The following is a 20,341-nucleotide window of genomic DNA, read 5'->3' as shown; positions in this document are numbered from 1 at the left end:
TCACTCTGCCGGACCGGGCTCGCCCGGTCGTCCCGCGGCGGCGATCACCTGGTCGAAGGTGAGCGGCCCACCGGCCTTCCCACCGGACTCCTCCGCGGACTCCTCGACGGCCGCGCCCGGCCGCAGCCCGGCCAGCGCCAGGTCCAGGTGCCGGTGGACCAGCGCGCCCCCGGCGTCGAGCACGGCCAGACCGCCCGGCAGCGGCCGGGAGACCCGGACGCAGAGCAGCACCAGGTCACCCATCCCGACATCCGTGCGCAGCTGCCCCGCCTCCTGGGCCGCGCGCAGCAGCTCCTCGACCGCCGCGACCGCGCCGGTCCGGGCGGCGACCAGCTCCTCGTCCACGACCAGGCGTTCCAGCAGCACCACGATCGCCGCCCCCATCCGCAGGTCGGCGGCGGCGTGCACGAAGCGGCGCAGCGCGCGGTACGGGTCGGCCTCGGCCTCGCGGGCCCGGTCGGCCGCCTCGGCGAGCCGGGTGAGCAGATCGGTGACCAGGGCCCCGACCAGCGCCTCCCGGTCGGGGAAGCGCCGGTAGAGCGTCCCCGGGCCGACGCCGGCCCGGCGGACGACCGCGTCCAGCGGAGCGTCCGGGCCCCGTTCCAGGAAGACCTCGCAGGCGGCCTCCAGGATCCTGCGCCGACTGCGTTCCGCGTCCGCTCTCATCACCAGCCCCTTAACCGGAGAGATTCTCTCCCCCTATGCTACCGTCCTGGCAGACGGAGAAAATCTCTCCGCTTAAGCGGGGCACCCTTCCGAGGAGCGACGCCATGACGACCACCTCATCGCCGGCCATCCACACCGACATCGACGGCACCGGGCACGACCGCGCGGCCGTCCTCGCCTGGGAGCTGGACCGCGCCCGGGCCGCTCTGCGGCTGCTCAAGCAGCGCCTCGGCGACGACCGCACCCGCGAACTGCTCGCCCCCGACACCGCCGCGGCCGACGCCGCGATGGCCGGCTGGCTGCACGCCTCCGGCGGGCGGTGGCGCGCGGCCGTCACCGAACTGACCGCCACCGGCATCGACGCCGCGACCTTCCTCGCCTGGTGGCAGGGCCGGCTGCACGCCCCCGACCGGGCCGCCCTGCTGGCCGCCAACCCCGAGCACTACCTCGCCGACTCGGCCGACGGGACGGTCGAGATCATCGAGACGGTCGGCGACGGACCGCTCCGCTTCCTCCTCCGCTTCCGCCCCACCCCGGCGACCCCGGCGTACCCGGTCCGGATCGGCGGCACCGGCCACCTGGCGGACGGCTCCGAGGTGCTGCGGGTGATGCACGAGTTCGCCGACTCCCCGCAGGGCCTGCGGATCCGGCTCACCGTCGAGTTCCCGGCCGCGGCCCCGACCGGGCTGTCGACCGGCCACCAGTGGCACTTCGCCTGCGAGTTCGCCAACTGGCTGGAGGCCGCCGCGGCGGCCTGACCGGCGGGTCCGCCCCCCGGACCTCGTCGGACCAGGGCCGGGCCCGCCTAACGACCCGACGGCTCCGGTTCGCGCTGCGCGGTCGCGGTCGCCGTCCCGCCGCCGCGCAGCGCCCGCTCCAGGTCCTTCAGCGCCTGGAGCAGCAACCTGGTCCCGGTCCGCAGCACGTCCCGCTGCACCTCGCCGGGCGACCCGGCGAGCCGCTGTTCCAGCCGCTCCTGTGCCTCCCGGACGGCGTCGAACTCCACCGGCTGCCCGGTCAGCAGGGCGCCCGCCGCCAGCGCCGTGGCCAGCTGCAGCTCCTCCGCGAACTCCGCCGCCCCCGGCACCGGATCGGCGTCGGCCGCGGGCAGGTGCGCCTCCAGCAGCACCGCGACCCGCCCGAGGTGGCCGACCGCCGCCCGGGCCCGGTCCAGCTGGCGACGGCTCACCCCGGGCAGTCCGGAGGCGTGCCGCCCCGGCTCGGCGTCGGCCCGCTGCATCGCCTGGAGCAGCTCGGAGCGCGCCTCCCGGGAGTCCAGCAGTGCCGCGCGGACGGCCCGTCCGCGCGGCGCCGCCGGACGCTCGTAGACCGCGATCACCTCGGCCGCGTACCGTCCGGCGGCGGCCAGCCACTCGGCCAGCCGCTCACCGAGCCGGGCGGTCTGCCAGGTCGGGAAGAGCGCGTAGACCAGCAGGGCGACCGACCCGCCGAGCAGGGTCAGCCCGACCCGCTCGACGGCCGTCGTCAGCGGGTTCCCGGCCTGCAGCCCGAGCAGGAACACCACGTACGAGGAGATGCAGACCGTGATGACCGCGTAGCCGGTGCGCAGGGTGAGGTAGGCGCCGCCGATGCTGAGCACCGCGAGGACGGCCAGCACCCACTCGCCGGGGCGCGCCAGCTGCACCACCAGCGTGGAGACGGCCACCCCGACCATGGTCCCGGCCAGCCGGGCGACCCCCCGGCTGTAGGTCTGCGCGAAGTCCGGCCGCATCACCATCGCGGCCGTCATCGGCGCCCAGTAGCCGTGTTCGAAGCCGACCAGCCGGGCCAGCAGGTAGGCGACGGTCACCACCCCGGCCAGCCGGACGGCGTGCTGGAAGACCGCCGAGCGCGGCTGGAACTGCCGCCGCACCGCGCGCAGCGCCGTGGGCAGCATCCGGACCAGCGGCGGCTTGCGCAGCGCCCCGCCGGCCTGCACCACGGGGGTGTCGATGGTGTCCTCGGCGCCCCGGTCCAGCGTGTCGGAGGCCTTGCGGAGCAGCCCGGCCAGTCGGCGGGCGGAGCGCCGGGCGGCGCCGCGCAGTTCCGGGCCCTCGGTCCGGGCGGCGAGGGTGAGCGCGGGCGCCGAACGCGGGAGCTGGAGCGGGTCCCCGGTGCGGATCGCCCGGGCCAGCGCGTCCATCGCCTCGGCGGCGGCGGCCAGCACCTCGCGGGCCCGGTCGCGCTCCGGCCCCTCCTCGGGGGCGCCGACCTTGGGGTCGGCGATCGCCGCCAGGGTCGGCCGGACCCGTTCGGCGATCCCGCGCAGGCCGCGCAGTTCGGGCGGCCGGTTCCGGTCCTGCCAGGGGGTGAGCGCGGCGGCGTGCCGGGCGGTCATGAACGGTTCCGGGTCGACGTGCGCGGTCGGGTCCTGGCGCAGCCGGCGGGCGTAGTCGGCGAGTTCGGCGTAGGTGTCGGCGAGCGCCTCCCGCTGGACGGTCCAGCTGCCGATCGGCCAGACGGTGATGACCAGCGCCTGGGCGACGCCCCCCAGCGCGCAGACCAGCCCGTGTCCGAGCGCGGTGAGCGGGCTGACCGGCAGCTGGACCACGATCAGCATCACCGAGACGGTGTTGGCGGCGACCACCCCGGCGGTCGGCCCGATCGCCCAGGCCAGTCCGGCGCCGAAGGCCCAGACCGCCAGCAGCACCGGGAACGCCCCGGGCACCCCGGCCGCCAGGTAGCCGAGGAAGGTGCTGACGCCGAGTCCGATCCCGGCGGCGACGGCGAGCGTGGCCCGGGGCCGGAAGCTGCGCTGGAAGGTGGCGGTCCCGGCGATGAACGCGCCCATCGCGGCCGAGGTGGCCAGCTCCGGCCCGCCCAGGGCCAGGGTGGGGAAGAGCACCGCCGCCACCGCGACCGCGCCGCGCAGCGCCCGCTTGGGGTCGGTGAGCGCCCGGTCGACGGTCAGTCCGGTCCGCGCGGTGTCTCGAAGGGCGGCGAACCAGGACATAGCGGTCAGCTTAGGGGAGTGGCGCCCTTCTCCCCGCCAGGGACCCGGCCCACGCGGCGGACCGTCCGGCCCACCCGTCGACCGGCCCACCGCAACGCCGCCGTCGGCAGGAAGACCGCGTCCGCCGCGATCATCGCCAGCGAGAACACCGGGAGCCCGAGCAGCACCGCGATCCCCACGTGCTCGGCCATCATCACCACCAGCAGCGTGTTCTTGACCCGCCGGCTGACCAGCGTGAACGGGAACGCGACCTGGAGCAGGACCGTCCCGTAGGTGATCAGGAAGACCGGCAGCAGCGCCGACCCGACCAGCCCGGACAGCCCCGGCCACGGCGTGAAGTAGTCCAGGTGGAGCGGGTAGTAGAGCGCGGTGCCGTCCTGCCAGCGCGAGCCCTGCACCTTGTACCAGCCCGCGGTGGCGTAGATCAGCACCACCTCGACGGCGATCACCAGCATCGCGCAGTTGTGCACCATGGTCGCCAGCGCGTCCAGCACCGCGCGCGTCTCGCCGTCCGGCGCCAGCCGCCCGGCCAGCCACCAGAGCCCGGCCACCGCCCAGAGCGCCCAGAACACCGGCCCCCATCCGACGTACGGGAACGTCGCGGTCGTCCAGGCCAGGCTCTCCCCGGAGAAGCCGCCCAGCCCGCAGACCAGCAGGACGACGCCGAGCACCGCCCAGAGCGCCACCCCGGTCCGCCCGGACCCCGCCCGCCGGGCGTCCAGCGACCAGACCTCCGCGCAGCGGGTGAAGACCAGGTAGACCGCCATCAGGTGGACGACGTTGTCGCCCCCGTCGCCGAGGAAGACGTTGCGGTTCTGCAGCGAGAGCACGGTGACCAGGAACAGCACCGTGCTCGCCCTGGTCCGCCAGCCCAGCAGCACCGCCAGCGCGGCCAGCACCGCCAGGTGGTAGACCAGCTCGAACCAGAGCCGCCCGCCGAACCAGGGCAGCACCGTCAGCGCCCCGTTGTCGGCCAGCAGCCGCTCCGCCAGCTCCGGTGACCAGGGCGAGGTGTCGCCGTACAGCAGCCGCCGGTTGGGCCACTCGCGGAGCAGGTACACCATCCAGACCAGCCCGAAGCCGATCCGCACCGTCGCCGCCTGGTACGGCCCGAGCACCCGTCCGGTGAACACCGCGAACGCCCGGGCCGCGAGCCGGACCGGCCCCGGCCGGCGCGCCGCGGGTTCGGCCTCCGGCGGCGAACCGGGCTGGCGGGGGATCCCGTCGAGCAGCCGCTCCCCGGCCTCGGCCGGAGTGACCTCGTTCACCCGAGCCCCCGGACGTCCTCGTCGCCCACCGGCCACCAGGGCAGCTCCCGGACCTTCGGCGCGGGCGGCGGCGCCTCGTCGCTCCACTCCGGCGGCGGGACGGTCGTCGTGGTCACCCGCAGTTCGACCTCCAGCACCGGCCGCCCGTCGACGCTCCGGCCGATCCGCTGCAGCACGATCCGCTTCAGGTACTCCTCGGCCAGCCGGCCGCGCGGATTGACGAGCGACTCGTCCTGGGCGTTGTGCGAGCCGTCGTAGAAGTCCCAGGCGCGGCGGAGCATGTTCTGGTCGGCGTGGCTGGGCGCCGGGTTGCCCCGGATCGCCGCGAGGTCCCGGGCGGTCAGCCCGACCCAGTCGTGGGTCCGGACGCCGCCGTCCTCCGCCGCCGTCCGCGCCCGGGCGTCCACGGCGACGTTCTGCTGCAGCGGGTTGGGGGCGAACAGCTTCCAGTTCTGCTCGAACTCCGGGTAGACCAGGCCGTCGACCTGGTCCCGGTACCGCTGGGACAGCGAGTTGGCCGGTGCCACGTGCAGGAAGACCGCGCCGAGGAAGAGCCCGGTGGCGGCGGTCAGCACCACGGCGGCCGTCCCGAGCACGGCCCGCGCGGGCGCCGACCAGGCCCGGTGGACGGGCGGCGGGTCCGTGCTCTCGGCGCTCTCGGCCATGAACTCCCCCGGGGAAGGGCGGGGCCGGCACCGCGCCGGCCCGGTCGCGCGCCCATCCTGCCCTACTCCCCCGAACGGCGGGCCCGTCCGGACCACCGGAATCCGCGGGGGACCCCCGGGTCGCCCGCTACAGGACGAAGGCCTGCTGGCCGCCGCTGCTCACCATCGGACGGCCCGCGCCGTCCCAGGCGTACATGCCGCCGTCGACGTTGACCGCGTCCCGGCCGTTCTGCACGAGGTACTGGACGACCTGCGCGGAGCGCCCGCCGACCCGGCAGAGCACGTACAGCTTCCCGTCCGGAAGCTCATCGATCCGCGCCACGACCTCGCCGATCGGGATGTGCAGCGCACCGTCCACGTGCCCGGCGTCCCACTCGTCCTGCTCACGGACATCCAGCAGGGCGGCGTCGGCGGGGACGCCGGCGGCGTCGATGGTGGGGATCTGCGCGAACATCGTCTGGTTCTCCTGGGCGTCGGGATCGGCTCCGCCATTGTCCCCCACCGTCGCCGGGGCGCCGAGCAGCCGCTCCAGCTCGGCCTGCTGGGCGGCGGCCTTGGCCAGCAGCTGCTCGGCCAGCTCCTCCAGCAGCCGGTCCGGATCCTGCGGGGCGAGCGCCAGCAGCTCTCCCATCGCGGTCCGCTCCAGCCGCACCTGCTCGGCGGCGAGCCCGCCGATCCGGCCGGTGAGCCACTCCAGGCGGAGGCGCAGCCAGCCGAGCCGGTCGGGGGAGTCGACGGCCGGAGCCGCCTCGGGGGCGGTGGACCACTCGGCGGCCAGCGTCTCCAGCGCACCGGTGTCACCGAACGCGTACGCCTCGTTGACCCGGATCAGGAAGGCGGCCCGGAGCTCCTGCTCGGCCGGGTCGGTGGTGAGGTCCGGGTGGGCCCGGCGGACCAGCTCCCGGTAGACCCGCTGGGCGTCCCGACCGGGCCGGACCCGGGCCGGTGCGGCCGGCGGCGGCGGGGCGTCCTCCTGTTCCCGCACGGTGTCGAACAGCGCGTCCAGGTCGGGGAGTTCGTCCACCCTCCGGCGTGCCTCGGCGGCCTGCCTGAGGTCCTCCGGAAGACCGGTGCGGGCGGCCAGGGCCTCGGCGACCAGCGCGTCCAGCTCGTCCAGCCGGGCGTACAGCGGGCCGAGCAGCTGGTGGTGGATCAGCGCGAAGTTGTCGATCTCGACCCGCAGGGTCTGCACGTCGACGTCCATGGTCAGCCAGGCGAGTTCGGCGGCGGCGACCCGCTCCTCCAGCTCCTGCTGCTCCGGATCCGTCCAGCGGACGGGGCTCTGCGCGGTCACTTCTCGCCTCTGTCTCGTCCTGGGTGGTTCCGTCCCGTCCTGCGACCCTACCCCCCGCGTGCGGTGCACCGGCGGGGTGGACGGGGAGTGCGGACCGGCGCACGCCACGTGACACGCAACTGATACCGAGGAATCTCCCCGTTTCGCTATCGAGTCCCGGCCCGTCCGTGCTTCGCTGGTATCCGCACAGCATGCCTTCCTCCGGAGAATCGGCCGTCTCCAGGCGTGGCGGCCAGGCGGGAGCAGACCCAATCCATGGTGGACGAGCCCAACTCCACATCGCGTCCGGCGGGTACCGAAACGGGGCCCGGAACCGCACCGGGTGACCAGCCGTCAGGGGTGGTCGCCCTGGTGCGGCTCGCCCTCGTGCTGGTCGACCGGAGCGGCCGGATCACCCAGTGGAGCCGGGCGGCCGAGGAACTGTTCGGACACCGCGCGGAGGTCGTCCACGACCGCCCCGCCACCGGCCTGCTGCCCGCCGCCGAACCGCGCAGCGTCCCCGCTCCGGCCGGGGCCGGGATCCCGCCGGCCCGCCGCCGGGACGCCTTCGACACCCTCGCCGAGCTGACCGCCACCGGGACCGCCTGGGCCGGGCAGCTGCCCGTGGTCGACCGCGAGGGGCGGCTGCGCGACGTGCTCTGGTGGGCCTATCCCGTGGACGGACCCGTCGGCGGACTGCTGGCGCTGGCCGCCGACGCCCGCCCGCTGCGCTCGGCCGGCCCCCGGCTGGCGCTCGGCGAGCGGCTGCTGCCGTTCGCCGCCGCCCCCGCCGCCCGCGGCGGCTTCCACCGGATCTCCGCCGCGCTGACCGCCCCCGGCCGGCCCGTCCCCGCACCCTTCGCCGCGCTGCTGCCCGGTTCGGCCGAGCGCCGCGGGCCGCTGCTGGTCGCGCTGTCCCGGGGCGGCCTGCCGGCCCTGCGGCCCGACCCGACCAGCGTGCTGCCGGTCCGGCCCGCCGACCCGGCGGCCGGCACCGCCCACGCCGCCGCCGGGATCGGTCGGCGCTATCCGACCGCGCAACAGCGGGCCACCCGGCTCGGCCCGCCGCCGCAGCCCGAGCAGCCCGCACCCGGCCGCCGCCCGGCCGGCCCGCTGCCCGGCCAGCGCGAGGCCGCCCCGACCACCGCCGCCCCGACCACCGCCGGCGCCACCGCCGCCTCCCAGACCGGAGCGCCCCAGGCCGGCACCGCCGCGCCCGCCGCACCGGCCACCGTCCCGGCCCCGCCGAGAGGAACCACCGCCATCGAGCAGACCGCTGTCGGGTCGTCCGCCGTCGAGTCGTCCGCCCCCGGGCGCCGGCTCCACCCGGGCGAGCCCACCGCACCACCCACCGCACCCGTCCCGGTCCCCGGAGCCGTACCCGTGACCACCCCCGTGGCACCGACCGGCCGGTTCGGCGCGTTCCTCACCAACGGCCAGGCGGGCGAGCAGCTGGCCCTGCTCAACGAGGTCGGCGGCAAGGTCGGTACCACCCTCGACCTCGGCTTCACCGCCCACGAGCTCTGCCAGGTCCTCGTCCCCCGGGTCGCCGACTTCGCCTGCGTCGACCTGGTCGACGGCCTGATCTCCGACTCCGAGCTGCCGGCCGCCCGCCCCGACGACGACACGATGCTCCGCCGGGTCGCCCTGGCCTGCAACGAGTCCGTCGGCGAGTGGGACCACGTGCTCGCCGAGGGCGCGCTGGTGGCCATGCCCCGCCGCACGCCGCCCGGCATGGCCCTCCAGCTCAACCAGCCGGTCCTGGTCCCGGTGGTCACCCGGGACGTCGCGGTCGACTACGCCGCCGCGCTCGGCGGCCCCAGGCTCGCCTCCGTGGTCTCCGGCCGCTCCATGCTGGTGGTGCCGCTCTCCGCCCGGGGCACCGTGCTCGGCATCCTCAAGCTGCTCCGGCTGCCCGACCGCGACCCCTTCGACGAGGGCGACGCCGCCACCCTCAAGGAGCTGGCCGCCCGGGCCGCGCTCTCGCTGGACAACGCCCGGCTGCACCGGGCCGAGTCGCGGGTCGCCACCACCCTGCAGCGGTCGATGATCCCGACCCGCCCGCCGCAGATCCCCGGCGTCCAGATCGCCCACCGCTACCTGCCCGGCGACTCCCGCGCCGAGGTCGGCGGCGACTGGTTCGACGCGATCCAGCTGCCCGGCAGCCGGGTCGCCCTGGTGGTCGGCGACGTGATGGGCCACGGCCTGCACTCGGCCGCCGCGATGGGCCGCTTCCGCACCGCGATGCAGACCCTGGCCGCCCTCGACCTGCCGCCCGGGCAGCTCCTGCGCCACCTGGACAACCTGGCCCACAAGCTCGGCGACGACCATCTCGCCACCTGCCTGTACGCGGTCTACGACCCCATCAACCGGACCTGCGAGCTGGCCAGCGCCGGCCACGTCCCGCCGGTCCTGGTCCACCCGGACGGCACCGGCGAGCTGCTGGAGATCCCGGCCGGCGCCCCGATCGGCGTCGGCGGCGTGCCGTTCGTCGCCAAGACCATCGACGTCTCGGACGGGTCGATGCTGGTGCTGTGCACCGACGGCCTGGTCGAGGTCCGGGGCGGCGACATAGGGGCCGGGCTGGCCGCGCTCTGCGGCAACCTGATCGACCCCCGGCAGAGCCCCGAGCAGGCGTGCGACGTGGTGCTGGACCGGCTCCACTCGGACGACCGGAAGGACGACGTCGCCCTGTTGGTCGCCCGGTTCGACGGGGTGGCCCCGAGCGAGGTCGCCACCTGGGACCTCACCGTCGACCAGCGCGAGGTCCGCCGGGCCCGCGCCCTGGTCCGCGAGCAGCTGGCCGGCTGGCACCTGGGGGCGCTCAGCGACACCACCGAACTCCTGGTCAGCGAGCTGGTGACCAACGCCGTCCGGGTGGCCCGGGACCGCGTCCAGCTCCAGCTGATCCGGGTGGACAAGCTGCTGGTCGAGGTCAGCGACGACAACCACAACCTGCCCTCGCTGGAGCCCGCCGAACAGCTCGGCGAGACCGGCCGCGGACTGACCCTGGTCACCAAGCTCGCCGAACGCTGGGGCACCGCCCGCAAGGCGGTCGGCAAGGTCGTCTGGTTCGAGCTGCCCCTGCCCCCGCCGCCGCACTAGCGTCGCCCGGACCGCTCGGCGCAGTGCCCCCCGGGTCGCGGGCACCGTGCCCGTCCGTCCGCCGGCTCGTGCCCGTCCGGACCCGGTGCCCGGGTCCGGGCTACGGCACGGCCCGGACCGGCGCCCGGCGCCTGGCCTCGTTGGCGACCTCGATCGAGGCCGCCGCGGCCACCACGGCCGCCGCCCCGACCCCGGCCAGCACCCGCGGCCAGAAGTCCCCGAACACCTCCACCGAGACGGCGATCAGCAGCGCCGCTATCACCGCGACCACGTGCTCCAGACCGGCCAGGTTCGGCAGCACGACCGCCTCCCCGACCATCAGCGCCACCACCAGACCGGCGGTGAACCAGGCCCGGCTGCGGAAGGCGATGCAGATCGCCAGCGCCACCACGGCCGCCGACGGACCGGTGTCCCGCACGTGCGCGACCCACTTCGGGAAGCCGAAGACGTGCTCCGGTCCGATCGCCACCCCGACCCGGGCGAACAGCGTCCCGGCCAGGGTGCAGGTGTAGGCCACCACCAGGGTCAGCCGCCGGCCGAGCACGATCTCGGCGATGCCGAAGACGAGGAAGACCTGGGCCAGCGCCCCCCAGACCGGCAGGTCCAGGGCCGGCACGTACAGCGACAGCGGAGTGCGCAGCAGCGAGACCTCCAGCGGCAGCGCGGCCTTCACCACCCCGATCTGGGTGACGAACCGCTCCCCGCCCGGCAGGTGCTGGACGATGCTGAACAGCAGGATCAGGCAGGTCGCCGCGGTGGCCAGCGGGACGGCTGCGAACTTCTTCCGCACCACCCCTTCCCGGACGATCCCGAACAGCGTTCCCCACTCGGCGACAGCGGCCTCTCTGGCAATTGCCACCGGCCCCTTTCGCACGCCCCCCGCGTGGGCCCTCTGATTCACTACCGTCTCCATATCCCCGAAGCCGGGAACGTTTCCCCGGCTACCCCCACATTAGAAGCCGGTTAAGGAATCCACATCGGCATCAATGTGGACCGAGGTCATCCTCAGGGGGGAGGGCTCACCCCGAAATCCCCCCATCCGGACGTCCGGCTCCCTCCGCCCCCCGGCGGAGGGACTACCCCTTCCCGTCCTTCGCCGCCACCGGCACCCGGGGCTCCGCGACGGCGGTTCCCGTGTGTCGACGACGGAACAGGGCGGGCAGACTCGGCGCGGTGATGAAGCCCTCGGCCCGGGCACTGGCGATGCCGATCCGCGGAATCTCGCTGCTCTTCTCGAACAGCAGATAACGCGGCTCCCAGATCGGCCGGTACTTGGCGTTCGCGCGGTACAGGGATTCGATCTGCCACCAGCGCGAGAAGAAGCCCAGAACGGAGCGCCAGAGCCGCAGCACCGGACCGGCGCCGAGCTTCGAACCGCGCTCGAAAACGGAACGGAACATCGCGAAGTTCAGCGAGACCCGGGCCAGATTCACCTCGCCCGCGCGCTGCAGGAGTTCGATCACCATGAACTCCATCAGGCCGTTCTCGGTGTCCCGGGCCCGCCGCATCAGGTCCAGCGAGAGCCCGTCCGCACCCCACGGCACGAAGCTCAGCAGCGCCTTCAGCTCACCGTCGCCGTCGTGGCACTCCAGCATCACGCAGCGGCCGTCGCCCGGGTCGCCCAGCCGGCCCAGCGCCATCGAGAAACCGCGCTCGGTCGCGCCGTCCCGCCACTGGTCGGCCTTGGCGACCAGCTCGGCCATCTCCGACTCGGGGATCTCCTCGTGCCGGCGGATCCGCACCGTGTACCCGGCCCGCTTGACCCGGTTGTAGGCCTGCCGCACCACCCGCATCGCCCGGCCGTCGAGCGAGAACTCGTCCAGCTCGACGATCGCCTCGTCGCCCAGCTCCAGCGCGTCGAGGCCGTGCCGGGCGTAGATCACGCCGGCCTCCTCGGAGGCGCCCATCACGGCGGGCGCCCAGGCGTGCTCACGGGCCTCGGACAGCCAGGCGTCGATCGCCCCCGGCCAGGCCTCGGGGTCGCCGATCGGGTCGCCGGAGGCCAGCGAGACACCACCGATCACCCGGTAGGTGACCGCCGCCTTGCCGCTCGGCGAGAACACCACGGCCTTGTCCCGGCGGAGTGCGAAGTAGCCCAGCGAGTCCCGGTCGCCCTGCCGGTCCAGCAGCCCGCGCAGGCGCTCCTCGTCCTCGGCGGTCAGCAGCTCCTTGTTGCGGGGGCTGCGGAAGGCGACGTAGAGCACCAGCAGGAAGAGCAGCGCGCCCATCGCGTTGATGACCGCGTTCACCCAGGTCGGGGCGTCGATCACGGAACGCAGGTGCTCGGACGGCGTGACGGTGACCATCCGGCCGACCGAGTAGCGGAACGTGTCCCAGAAGCCGGCGCCGTCGAGGTCGTTGGTCAGGGCGACCAGCGCGGCCCCGACCACCCCGCCGAAGCCCAGGCCGGCCACGAAGGTGGCCGCCGCCGTCTTCGGGTTGGAGCGGTCCCCCTTGGAGGTGAACTCCTTCCAGCCGATCACCAGGGCCAGCACGAACAGGCAGGTCAGCACGGTGGAGACGTAGTTCAGCGGGTGCTCGTTGAAGCCCTCGCCGGGCAGCGACATGGCAGCCAGGTAGAGCAGGGCGAACACGCCGGCGAGCGCGATGTTGAAGATCCACGCGGCCCGCTTGCGCCGCCGCATCGCGATCGCGAGGAAGGCCGACAGCACCGCACTGCTCAGGCCCGCCGTCATCAGGTACGGGGTGAAGTACTCGCCCTCGTTGTGCGTCTCGACCTGGTCCCGGAACGGCACCAGCAGCACGGTGACCAGGTTCAGCAGGGCGAGCAGCCGCAGGTACCAGACGGTCGCCGCGGCGGCCCGAGGGCGCCAGCGCTCCAGGAGGCCGGGCGGGGACCCGGCGGAGGACGTGGACGGCTCCGGCTTCAGAGTGGACGACACAGCTCAATTCCAAACGATCAGATGGTGGGGCGCATCCGCACACGGCCCGAGGTCGGGCACTCCGTACAGGCCCGACGACCCGACCGACCGCTCGCCTCGGCCGGCAGACCGATGGAGCGGCAGCCAACTCCATGGTTCCCCACCCCGGGAGAGAATCGCGTGAACCAGGTAGGCGATTCACACCCCCGCCGAACGGCGGGGGTTCACGACCGGCCGAACCGCGGTCCCGGCCGCTCAGGCCCTACCCTCGAATCCAGTCATGCGGACCGGCCCGGCCCCGTCCGCCGAACCGAGGAGGGACCCATCACCACCACCCGCGTGCTGATCGTGGACGACGAGATCCTGGTGAGGTCCGGACTCGGGCTGATCGTCGGGTCCGCCGCCGACCTGGAGGTGGTCGGCGACTGCTCCGGCGGACAGGCCGAGGAGTACGTCCGCCGGCTGCGCCCGCACGTGGTGCTGCTCGACATCCGGATGCCCGACATGGACGGCATCTCGGTGCTCCGCCGGGTGCGCGCGCTGCCCGACCCGCCGGCCGTGGCGATGCTCACCACCTTCGACACCGACGAGTACATCGGCACCGCGCTGCGGGCCGGCGCGTCCGGCTTCCTGCTCAAGGACACCGCCCCGGAGCAGCTGGTGCACGCCGTCCGGGTGCTCGCGGCCGGTGGCAACATCCTCTCCCCGACCGTGACCCGGACGGTGATCGGCGGCTACGTCGACGGCGGCGGCCCGGACGCCGAGGCGGCGACCCTGGCCCGCACCCTGACCGGCCGCGAGCTGGACGTGCTGGCGCTCCTCGGCGAGGGCCTGTCCAACGCCGAGATCGCCGACCGGCTCTTCCTCGGTACCGGCACCGTGAAGGACCACATCAGCGCGATCCTCGGCAAGCTCAGCGCCGCCAACCGGGTCCAGGCCGCCGTCATCGCCCACCGGGCCGGGCTGGTGCGGCCCAGGCCGAGCGACGGGGCATGAGCGACCTCTCCCCCGGCAGACGGCTCCCGGCGGGGTTCACCGCCCCCTGGCTGATGCTCCTGCTGCCGGCGCTCTACTCCCTGGTCGACGCCGCCCTGGTGGCCCGGGGCGCCCCGCTCTGGCAGACCCTGCTCTCCGTGCTGGCCGCCGTCGCGCTGCTCTGGCGGCGGCGCTTCCCGGTCACCGTCCTGCTGCTGGTCATGCCCGGCAGCTACCTCGACGACATCTGGCTCGCCCCGATCACGGCCGTCTACACGGTGGCGGCCGAGCGCCCCAGCCCCCGGGTGGTGGTGCCCTGCGCCACCCTGTTCGCCCTGGTCGAGTTCTTCCACTGGCCGGTCTACGAGCAGACCTTCGCCCTCAGCCGGGACACCGCGCTGTACGCGATCCAGTCCGTGATGCTGGCGGCCGGTCCGGCCGCCACCGGCCTGCTCTCGCGGACCAGGCGCGAGCTCGCGGCCCGGCTGGACGAGCTGACCCGGGGCCAGGCGCGGGAGAGCCGGCTGCTCGCCGAGCGGGTGCTGAGCGACGAGCGCGGCCGGCTGGCCCGGGAGATGCACGACGTCGTCTCGCACCAGGTCAGCCTGATCAGCATCCAGGCCGGCGCGCTCCAGGTCTCGACCCCCGACCCGGCCGCGGTGACCACGGCCCGCACCATCCGGGAGCTCTCCGTCCGGACCCTGGAGGAACTGCGCCAGATGGTCGGGGTGCTGCGGGCCGGCGGCCCGCGGATGGACACCCCGCTGGCTCCGCAGCCCCGCCTGGCCGACCTCCCCCGGCTGATCGAGGAGAGCGGGCTCGCCGCCGACGCCGAGCTGACCCCCGGCGACCGCCCCTGGCCCGAGGCGGTCGAGCGGGCCGCCTACCGCACCGTCCAGGAGGCGCTCACCAACATCACCAAGTACGCCCCGGAGGCCGCGGTGCACGTACGGGTCAAGGCCCGGGGCCGCAGGCTGCGGGTGGAGGTCCGCAACGAGGCCCCGCCGGTCCCGCCCGTCCAGACGCTGCCGGGCGGCGGCCACGGCCTGGTCGGCCTGCGCGAGCGCGCCCAGCTGCTCGGCGGATCGCTCGCCGCCGGACCCACCACGGACGGCGGTTTCGAGGTCCGGGCCGAGCTCCCGGCCAGCCGGAACTGACCCCCGGAACTGGCCCCGGGACGCCCCTCGGGACGCGCCTCGGAACGCCCCGCCTCCGGCTCCCTCCGGAGGCGGGGGCGCCCCGGAGAACGAGAAAACCCCGCAGGTCCGAAGACCTGCGGGGTTTCACTGTGCGCGAGGGGGGAGTTGAACCCCCACGCCCTTTCGGGCACTGGAACCTGAATCCAGCGCGTCTGCCTATTCCGCCACCCGCGCATGGGTGTCTGTCGTGGTTGCCGGCCGATCAGCCGAGCTGCTCGGTACCATGTGGCCCTTGCGTCTCTTCGATCCGGCCCCCTTGCGGGTGCCCCTTCCGACGTGGAAAACAGTAGCACGACCAGCGGGTCACCTCCGAATCCGTTCCCCACAGAGGCCGGGCGCATCCGAACGGATGCCCGGCGAACAGGCGGACGAGGGATGGCGGGCCCGTCGAACGGGTAGCCCTGGCATGCTGCCGCCCGAATGCGTCACCCTGTGTGTCCGAGCCCACCCCCGGGCACCACGTGGTCCGGGAACCGTACGGATGGCCCCGGCGTGGATACGATCAGTACGGAAGTACCGCAAGTAGGCGCGACCGGCTCCCCGGAATCCGGTCGGCAGGCAGGCGAACGAACCCTGGAAGGGGGTGCCCCATGGGAGTGCTGAAGAAGTTCGAGCAGCGACTCGAGGGTCTCGTCAACGGCACCTTCGCCAAGGTGTTCAAGTCCGAGGTCCAGCCCGTGGAGATCGCCGGAGCGCTGCAGCGCGAGTGCGACAACAACGCGAGCATCTGGAACCGCGAGCGCACCGTCGTGCCCAACGACTTCATCGTCGAGCTGAGCCCGCACGACTTCGAGCGGCTGAGCCCCTACTCCGGGCAGCTGGGCACCGAGCTGTCCGGCATGGTCCGCGAGTACGCCGAGGCCCAGCGGTACAGCTTCATGGGCCCGCTCCAGGTGAACCTGGAGAAGGCCGACGACCTCGACACCGGCCTGTACCGGGTGCGCAGCCGCACCCTGGCGGCCGAGGAGTCCCCGCCCCCGCCGCAACAGCAGCAGCAGGCGCCCGCGCAGCCCACCCAGCCCGGCTACGGGCGGCCGCCGGCCGCCCCGGCTCCCGGCGCACCGTGGCAGCAGCAGCAGGGCACCGCCCCGTACAGCCCGCCCCCGCCGCCCGCCGCTCCCCCCGCCGCGCCCCCCGGTGCCCCCGGCGGCGGCAACGTCCGCCCGTTCCCGGGCGCCGGCCACGGCACGTCGGTGCGCCGCTGGATCGAGGTGAACGGCGCCCGGCACCAGATCACCGGGAACGCGTGCGTGCTCGGCCGCTCGACCGAGGCCGACGTGCGCATCGACGACCCCGGAGTCTCCCGCAAGCACGCCGAGATCCGGCCCGGTACCCCCTCGATGGTGCTCGACCTGGGTTCCACCAACGGCATCGTGGTGGACGGACAGCACACCCAGCGCGCTACGCTCCGCGACGGCTCTCGAATCGTCGTGGGCTCCACCACCATCGTCTACCGACAGGTCGAAGGGTAGTGTCCGATTTGTTCGCGCGCTTCGCTCACTCACGGGCGGGCCGGCCATGTCAGAACTGACCCTCACGGTCATGCGGCTCGGCTTCCTCGCCGTCCTGTGGCTGTTCGTCATCGTGGCGGTCCAGGTGATCCGCAGCGACCTGTTCGGGACGAGGGTGAACCCCCGTGCGTCCCGCCGGGGCGCCGCCGCGGCCGCGGCCGGCACCGCGACCCCGGCGCCGGGACGCGGGGCGCAGGCCCAGCCCTCCGGCGGTCCGCAGACCCAGGGCGGCGGGCGCCGACGCGGCGCACCCACCCAGCTCGTCGTGGTCCAGGGCTCGCTGGCCGGGACCACCGTCGCGCTCCAGGGCCAGACCATCACCCTGGGCCGGGCCCATGACTCCACCATCGTGCTGGACGACGACTACGCGTCCTCCCGGCATGCCAGGATCTATCCCGACCAGACTGGGCAGTGGACGGTCGAGGATCTAGGCTCCACCAACGGCACCTATCTGGACCGTCAGCGCCTGACCGCGCCGACCCCGCTCCAGCCGGGCATGCCGATCCGTATCGGCAGGACCGTCATCGAACTGCGGAAGTAGTAGCGCATGAGGGACAGCATCCCGTCCATGACCCAGAGGGGGGCACAGGTCGCATGACCCTGGTGCTGCGCTTCGCCGCCGGCTCCCACAAGGGACTGATCCGGGAGGGGAACGAGGACTCCGGCTATGCCGGCCCGCGGCTGCTGGCCGTGGCCGACGGCATGGGCGGTGCGGCGGCCGGTGAGGTCGCGTCCTCCGAAGTGCTCGGCTCGATCGTCCGGCTGGACGAGGACGTGCCGGGCGCCGATCTGCTGACCCTCCTCGGCGATGCGGTCCAGGGCGCCAACGACCGGCTTCGCCAGATGGTCGAGGAGGACCCGCAGCTCGAAGGCATGGGCTGCACCCTCACCGCGATGCTCTGGACCGGCCAGCGGATGGGCCTCGTCCACGTCGGCGACTCCCGCGCCTACCTGCTGCGCGACGGCGCACTGGTGCAGATCACCCAGGACCACACCTGGGTGCAGCGGCTGGTCGACGAGGGCCGGATCACCCCGGAGGAGGCCGAGACCCACCCGCAGCGCTCACTGCTGATGCGGGCGCTGGACGGCCGCGGCCAGGTCGAGCCGGACCTCTCGATCCGCGAGGTCCGGGCCGGCGACCGCTACCTGATCTGCTCCGACGGCCTCTCCGGCCCGGTCAGCCACCAGACCCTCCAGGACACCCTCGGCAGCTACTACTCGCCCGAGCAGACCGTGCAGGAGCTGATCCAGCTCGCCCTGCGCGGCGGCGGTCCGGACAACATCACCTGCATCGTCGCGGACGTCCTCGACGTCGGCGCCACGGACACCCTGAGCGGCCAGTTCAGCGACGTCCCCGTGGTGGTCGGCGCGGTCGCCGAGACCCCGCCGTCCTCGGCCGCCGCCGACCGGTCGATCCGCGACACCCCGGCCGGCCGTGCCGCCGGGCTCGGCCGCGGCCCGCAGGGCGCGTTCGGCCCGGCCGCGGGCTACGACCCCGGCCACCCGGGCGACGGCCAGGGCGGCTTCGGCCCGGCCGAGGGCTACCCCGAGGGGTACCCGGAGGGCTACGCCGGCGAACCCGCGGCGTACGGCGCCGAGGACTTCGACGAGGAGCCCCGCCCGAAGCGGAAGAACCGGGCGCTGGCGTTCTCGCTGGTCGGCCTGGTCACGCTGGGCCTGCTCGGCGCGGGCGGCTTCTTCGGCTACCAGTGGACCCAGAGCCAGTACTACGTCGGCGCCGACGGCGACCACGTCGCGGTCTACCAGGGCGTCCACCAGAGCCTGGCCGGACTGAACCTCTCCTCGGTGCACACCCCGTACAAGGACATCGAGCTCAAGTTCCTGCCGCAGGACCAGCGCACCCACGTCGCCAACACCATCTCGGCGAGCAGCCTCGGCGACGCCGGCGACAAGGTGAAGAAGCTGGGCGAGCAGGCCGCGCTCTGCCGCAAGGTCGCCGACGCCCGGACCGCCGCGGCCAACACCGTCCCCGGGACGGTACCCGCGCTCCCCGGGACCGCCCCGACCGTCCCCGCCTCGGCGGCCGGCGGACTCGCCGGGACGACGCTGCAGGCCGGGTTCGTGACCGCCACCGCGCCGCCCAGCCCGTCCACCACCCGGGCCCCGGCGGCGGGCGTGCCCTCGCCCACCCCGACCCAGAGCTCTCCGGCCCCCGCCACGCCGTCCGCGGCCGCGCCCAGCCAGAGCGCCGCCGCACCGGCCGCACCGCAGAACGACCTGCCCGGCCTGAGCGACGAGGAGCGGCAGCGGGCCGACTCCTGCCCGAAGCCGTGACGGCCGCGACCCGACATAGGCCCGCCCCGCGCGGGCCCGCCGGCCGGCAGGGAGCGGCCACCACGTGAGCGAGCAGACCACCGAGAGGCGTTCCCGGGCGAACGCCCCCGCCGGTCCCCGGGTGTCCCCCGGGCCCGGGGCCGGGGGAGAGGCGGGAGCATGAGCACCTTCGACCTGAGCAACGACGCGAACAACCGGTCCGACGGACGCCGGGCCGGCGGTGTCCCCGCCGACCGCGCGTCCTCGCGGCGCCGCGGCAACACCACCATCTCGCCGCAGGGCACGCCGAACCGCCGCAACACCGAGCTGGCCCTGCTGGCCTTCGCGGTGCTGCTGCCGGTCCTGGCCTACGCCAACGTGGGCCTGGCGATGGACGACGCGCTGCCCACCGGCATGCTCGGCTACGGCCTCGGCATGGGGGCCCTCGCGCTGATCGCGCACCTGCTGATGCGGAAGTTCGCCCCCTACGCGGACCCGCTGATGCTGCCCATCGCCACCCTGCTCAACGGGCTCGGCGTGGTGATGATCTGGCGGCTCGACAAGGCCGGACCGCTGCTGCACAAGAACTTCGCGGCGGCCCCCAACCAGCTGATGTGGTCGGGGCTCGGGGTCGCGTTCTTCATCGTGGTGATGGTCTTCCTGAAGGACCACCGGGTCCTCCAGCGCTACACCTACATCTCGATGGTGGTGGCCCTGGTGCTGCTCGCCGCGCCGGCCTTCTTCCCGGCGCGCCAGGAGGACTTCGGGGCCAAGATCTGGATCCGGATGGGCGCCTTCTCGATCCAGCCCGGCGAGTTCGCCAAGATCATCCTGACCGTCTTCTTCGCCGGCTACCTGATGGTCAAGCGGGACGCCCTGGCCCTGGCCAGCCGCCGCTTCATGGGCCTCTACCTGCCGCGCGGCCGCGACCTCGGTCCGATCATCGTGATCTGGCTCCTCAGCCTGCTGATCCTGATCTTCGAGAACGACCTCGGCTCGTCCTTCCTGTACTTCGGCCTCTTCGTGGTGATGCTCTACGTCGCCACCGAGCGGACCAGCTGGATCATCTTCGGCCTCCTGATGTCGGTCAGCGGCGCGGTCCTGGTGGCCTCCACCACCAGCCACGTGAAGACCCGCATCGACGCCTGGCTCGACCCGATGGCCGCCTTCTCGCCGAACCACCCGCCCGGCGCCACCGAGCAGATCGGCCAGTCGCTGATGGCGCTCGGCTCCGGCGGGGTGACCGGCTCCGGCCTCGGGCAGGGGCGGTCCTGGCTGATCGACTTCGCCGCCAAGAGCGACTTCATCCTCGGCTCCTTCGGCGAGGAGCTGGGCCTCACCGGCATGATGGCGATCTTCATGCTCTACGCCCTGCTGATCCAGCGCGGCCTGCGCACCGCCGTCGCCACCCGCGACCCGTTCGGCAAGCTCTTCGCCGTCGGCCTCTCCTCGGCCATGGCGCTCCAGGTCTTCGTGGTGGCCGGCGGCGTCACCGGGCTGATCCCGCTGACCGGTATGACCATGCCGTTCCTCGCCCAGGGCGGGTCCTCGGTGGTCGCCAACTGGGCCC

15 protein-coding genes and 1 tRNA gene are annotated in these 20,341 nt (G+C 74.1%); 8 read left to right on the top strand and 8 right to left on the bottom strand.

Annotation, left to right across the window (positions count from 1 at the left end):
• Positions 1-666, bottom strand: a complete 666-nt coding sequence (locus tag ACFWOG_RS23000) for a TetR family transcriptional regulator (RefSeq protein ID WP_380360674.1) — start codon at positions 664-666, stop codon at positions 1-3.
• Between the two features lie 104 nt (positions 667-770).
• Here ACFWOG_RS23000 and ACFWOG_RS22995 point away from each other — a divergent pair, with 104 nt between their 5' ends.
• Positions 771-1,424 carry a hypothetical protein gene (locus ACFWOG_RS22995; protein WP_329884774.1) on the top strand — a complete coding sequence of 218 codons (654 nt, stop codon included), beginning with the start codon at positions 771-773 and terminating at the stop codon, positions 1,422-1,424.
• Positions 1,425-1,471: 47 nt separating this feature from the next.
• Here the strand turns inward: ACFWOG_RS22995 and ACFWOG_RS22990 are convergent, their stop codons facing one another.
• From ACFWOG_RS22990 to ACFWOG_RS22975, 4 genes are all read right to left on the bottom strand, one after another.
• A complete protein-coding gene (locus ACFWOG_RS22990) occupies positions 1,472-3,619 on the bottom strand; it encodes an FUSC family protein (protein ID WP_329949622.1) in 2,148 nt (715 codons plus the stop codon).
• Positions 3,620-3,624: 5 nt separating this feature from the next.
• Complete coding sequence (locus ACFWOG_RS22985; protein WP_380360671.1) at positions 3,625-4,887, bottom strand: HTTM domain-containing protein; 1,263 nt, start codon at positions 4,885-4,887, stop codon at positions 3,625-3,627.
• Positions 4,884-5,552, bottom strand: a complete 669-nt coding sequence (locus ACFWOG_RS22980; protein WP_329949620.1) for a DUF5819 family protein — start codon at positions 5,550-5,552, stop codon at positions 4,884-4,886. Before ACFWOG_RS22980 ends, ACFWOG_RS22985 begins: the two co-directional genes overlap by 4 nt.
• A 127-nt stretch (positions 5,553-5,679) precedes the next feature.
• The gene (locus ACFWOG_RS22975) at positions 5,680-6,846 is read right to left on the bottom strand and encodes a rhodanese-like domain-containing protein (RefSeq protein ID WP_380360669.1); all 1,167 of its coding nucleotides are present in this window, start codon (positions 6,844-6,846) and stop codon (positions 5,680-5,682) included.
• A 339-nt stretch (positions 6,847-7,185) separates the two neighbouring features.
• Here ACFWOG_RS22975 and ACFWOG_RS22970 point away from each other — a divergent pair, with 339 nt between their 5' ends.
• Complete coding sequence (locus tag ACFWOG_RS22970; RefSeq protein ID WP_329949618.1) at positions 7,186-9,930, top strand: SpoIIE family protein phosphatase; 2,745 nt, start codon at positions 7,186-7,188, stop codon at positions 9,928-9,930.
• Between the two features lie 100 nt (positions 9,931-10,030).
• Here the strand turns inward: ACFWOG_RS22970 and ACFWOG_RS22965 are convergent, their stop codons facing one another.
• Both ACFWOG_RS22965 and ACFWOG_RS22960 read right to left on the bottom strand, forming a co-directional pair.
• Complete coding sequence (locus ACFWOG_RS22965) at positions 10,031-10,789, bottom strand: hypothetical protein (protein WP_329949617.1); 759 nt, start codon at positions 10,787-10,789, stop codon at positions 10,031-10,033.
• A gap of 217 nt (positions 10,790-11,006) precedes the next feature.
• Positions 11,007-12,833: a phosphatidylglycerol lysyltransferase domain-containing protein gene (locus ACFWOG_RS22960; RefSeq protein WP_380360667.1), complete on the bottom strand. Its 1,827-nt coding sequence runs from the start codon at positions 12,831-12,833 to the stop codon at positions 11,007-11,009.
• Between the two features lie 321 nt (positions 12,834-13,154).
• Between ACFWOG_RS22960 and ACFWOG_RS22955 the strand changes: the two genes are divergently transcribed.
• Both ACFWOG_RS22955 and ACFWOG_RS22950 read left to right on the top strand, forming a co-directional pair.
• The gene (locus tag ACFWOG_RS22955) at positions 13,155-13,808 is read left to right on the top strand and encodes a response regulator transcription factor (RefSeq protein ID WP_329884998.1); all 654 of its coding nucleotides are present in this window, start codon (positions 13,155-13,157) and stop codon (positions 13,806-13,808) included.
• Positions 13,805-14,944: a histidine kinase gene (locus tag ACFWOG_RS22950; protein ID WP_355398950.1), complete on the top strand. Its 1,140-nt coding sequence runs from the start codon at positions 13,805-13,807 to the stop codon at positions 14,942-14,944. Before ACFWOG_RS22955 ends, ACFWOG_RS22950 begins: the two co-directional genes overlap by 4 nt.
• A 132-nt stretch (positions 14,945-15,076) precedes the next feature.
• Here the strand turns inward: ACFWOG_RS22950 and ACFWOG_RS22945 are convergent.
• Positions 15,077-15,160 (bottom strand) — tRNA-Leu (locus ACFWOG_RS22945).
• A gap of 416 nt (positions 15,161-15,576) precedes the next feature.
• Here ACFWOG_RS22945 and ACFWOG_RS22940 point away from each other — a divergent pair.
• The 4 genes from ACFWOG_RS22940 to ACFWOG_RS22925 all read left to right on the top strand — a co-directional run.
• Positions 15,577-16,458, top strand: a complete 882-nt coding sequence (locus ACFWOG_RS22940) for a DUF3662 and FHA domain-containing protein (protein WP_329949615.1) — start codon at positions 15,577-15,579, stop codon at positions 16,456-16,458.
• 46 nt (positions 16,459-16,504) lie between these two features.
• Positions 16,505-17,038 (top strand): FHA domain-containing protein, encoded by a 534-nt coding sequence (locus tag ACFWOG_RS22935; protein ID WP_329949614.1) that lies wholly within the window; start codon positions 16,505-16,507, stop codon positions 17,036-17,038.
• 53 nt (positions 17,039-17,091) lie between these two features.
• A complete protein-coding gene (locus tag ACFWOG_RS22930; protein ID WP_380360665.1) occupies positions 17,092-18,792 on the top strand; it encodes a protein phosphatase 2C domain-containing protein in 1,701 nt (566 codons plus the stop codon).
• A 159-nt stretch (positions 18,793-18,951) separates the two neighbouring features.
• A partial coding sequence (locus ACFWOG_RS22925; protein ID WP_380360663.1) for an FtsW/RodA/SpoVE family cell cycle protein occupies positions 18,952-20,341 on the top strand: 1,390 nt, incomplete at its 3' end.

The organism is Kitasatospora sp. NPDC058406, assembly GCF_042722765.1.
Lineage (GTDB): Bacteria > Actinomycetota > Actinomycetes > Streptomycetales > Streptomycetaceae > Kitasatospora.
This window is presented reverse-complemented; position numbering and strand designations above follow the sequence as displayed.

Coding starts and splice junctions, on each gene's coding strand:
- ACFWOG_RS22990 (WP_329949622.1), bottom strand. CDS start 3,619: ATGTCCTGGTTCGCCGCCCTTCGAGACACCGCGCGGACCGGACTGACC.
- ACFWOG_RS22980 (WP_329949620.1), bottom strand. CDS start 5,552: ATGGCCGAGAGCGCCGAGAGCACGGACCCGCCGCCCGTCCACCGGGCC.
- ACFWOG_RS22930 (WP_380360665.1), top strand. CDS start 17,092: ATGACCCTGGTGCTGCGCTTCGCCGCCGGCTCCCACAAGGGACTGATC.
- ACFWOG_RS22940 (WP_329949615.1), top strand. CDS start 15,577: ATGGGAGTGCTGAAGAAGTTCGAGCAGCGACTCGAGGGTCTCGTCAAC.
- ACFWOG_RS22935 (WP_329949614.1), top strand. CDS start 16,505: ATGTCAGAACTGACCCTCACGGTCATGCGGCTCGGCTTCCTCGCCGTC.
- ACFWOG_RS22995 (WP_329884774.1), top strand. CDS start 771: ATGACGACCACCTCATCGCCGGCCATCCACACCGACATCGACGGCACC.
- ACFWOG_RS23000 (WP_380360674.1), bottom strand. CDS start 666: ATGAGAGCGGACGCGGAACGCAGTCGGCGCAGGATCCTGGAGGCCGCC.
- ACFWOG_RS22950 (WP_355398950.1), top strand. CDS start 13,805: ATGAGCGACCTCTCCCCCGGCAGACGGCTCCCGGCGGGGTTCACCGCC.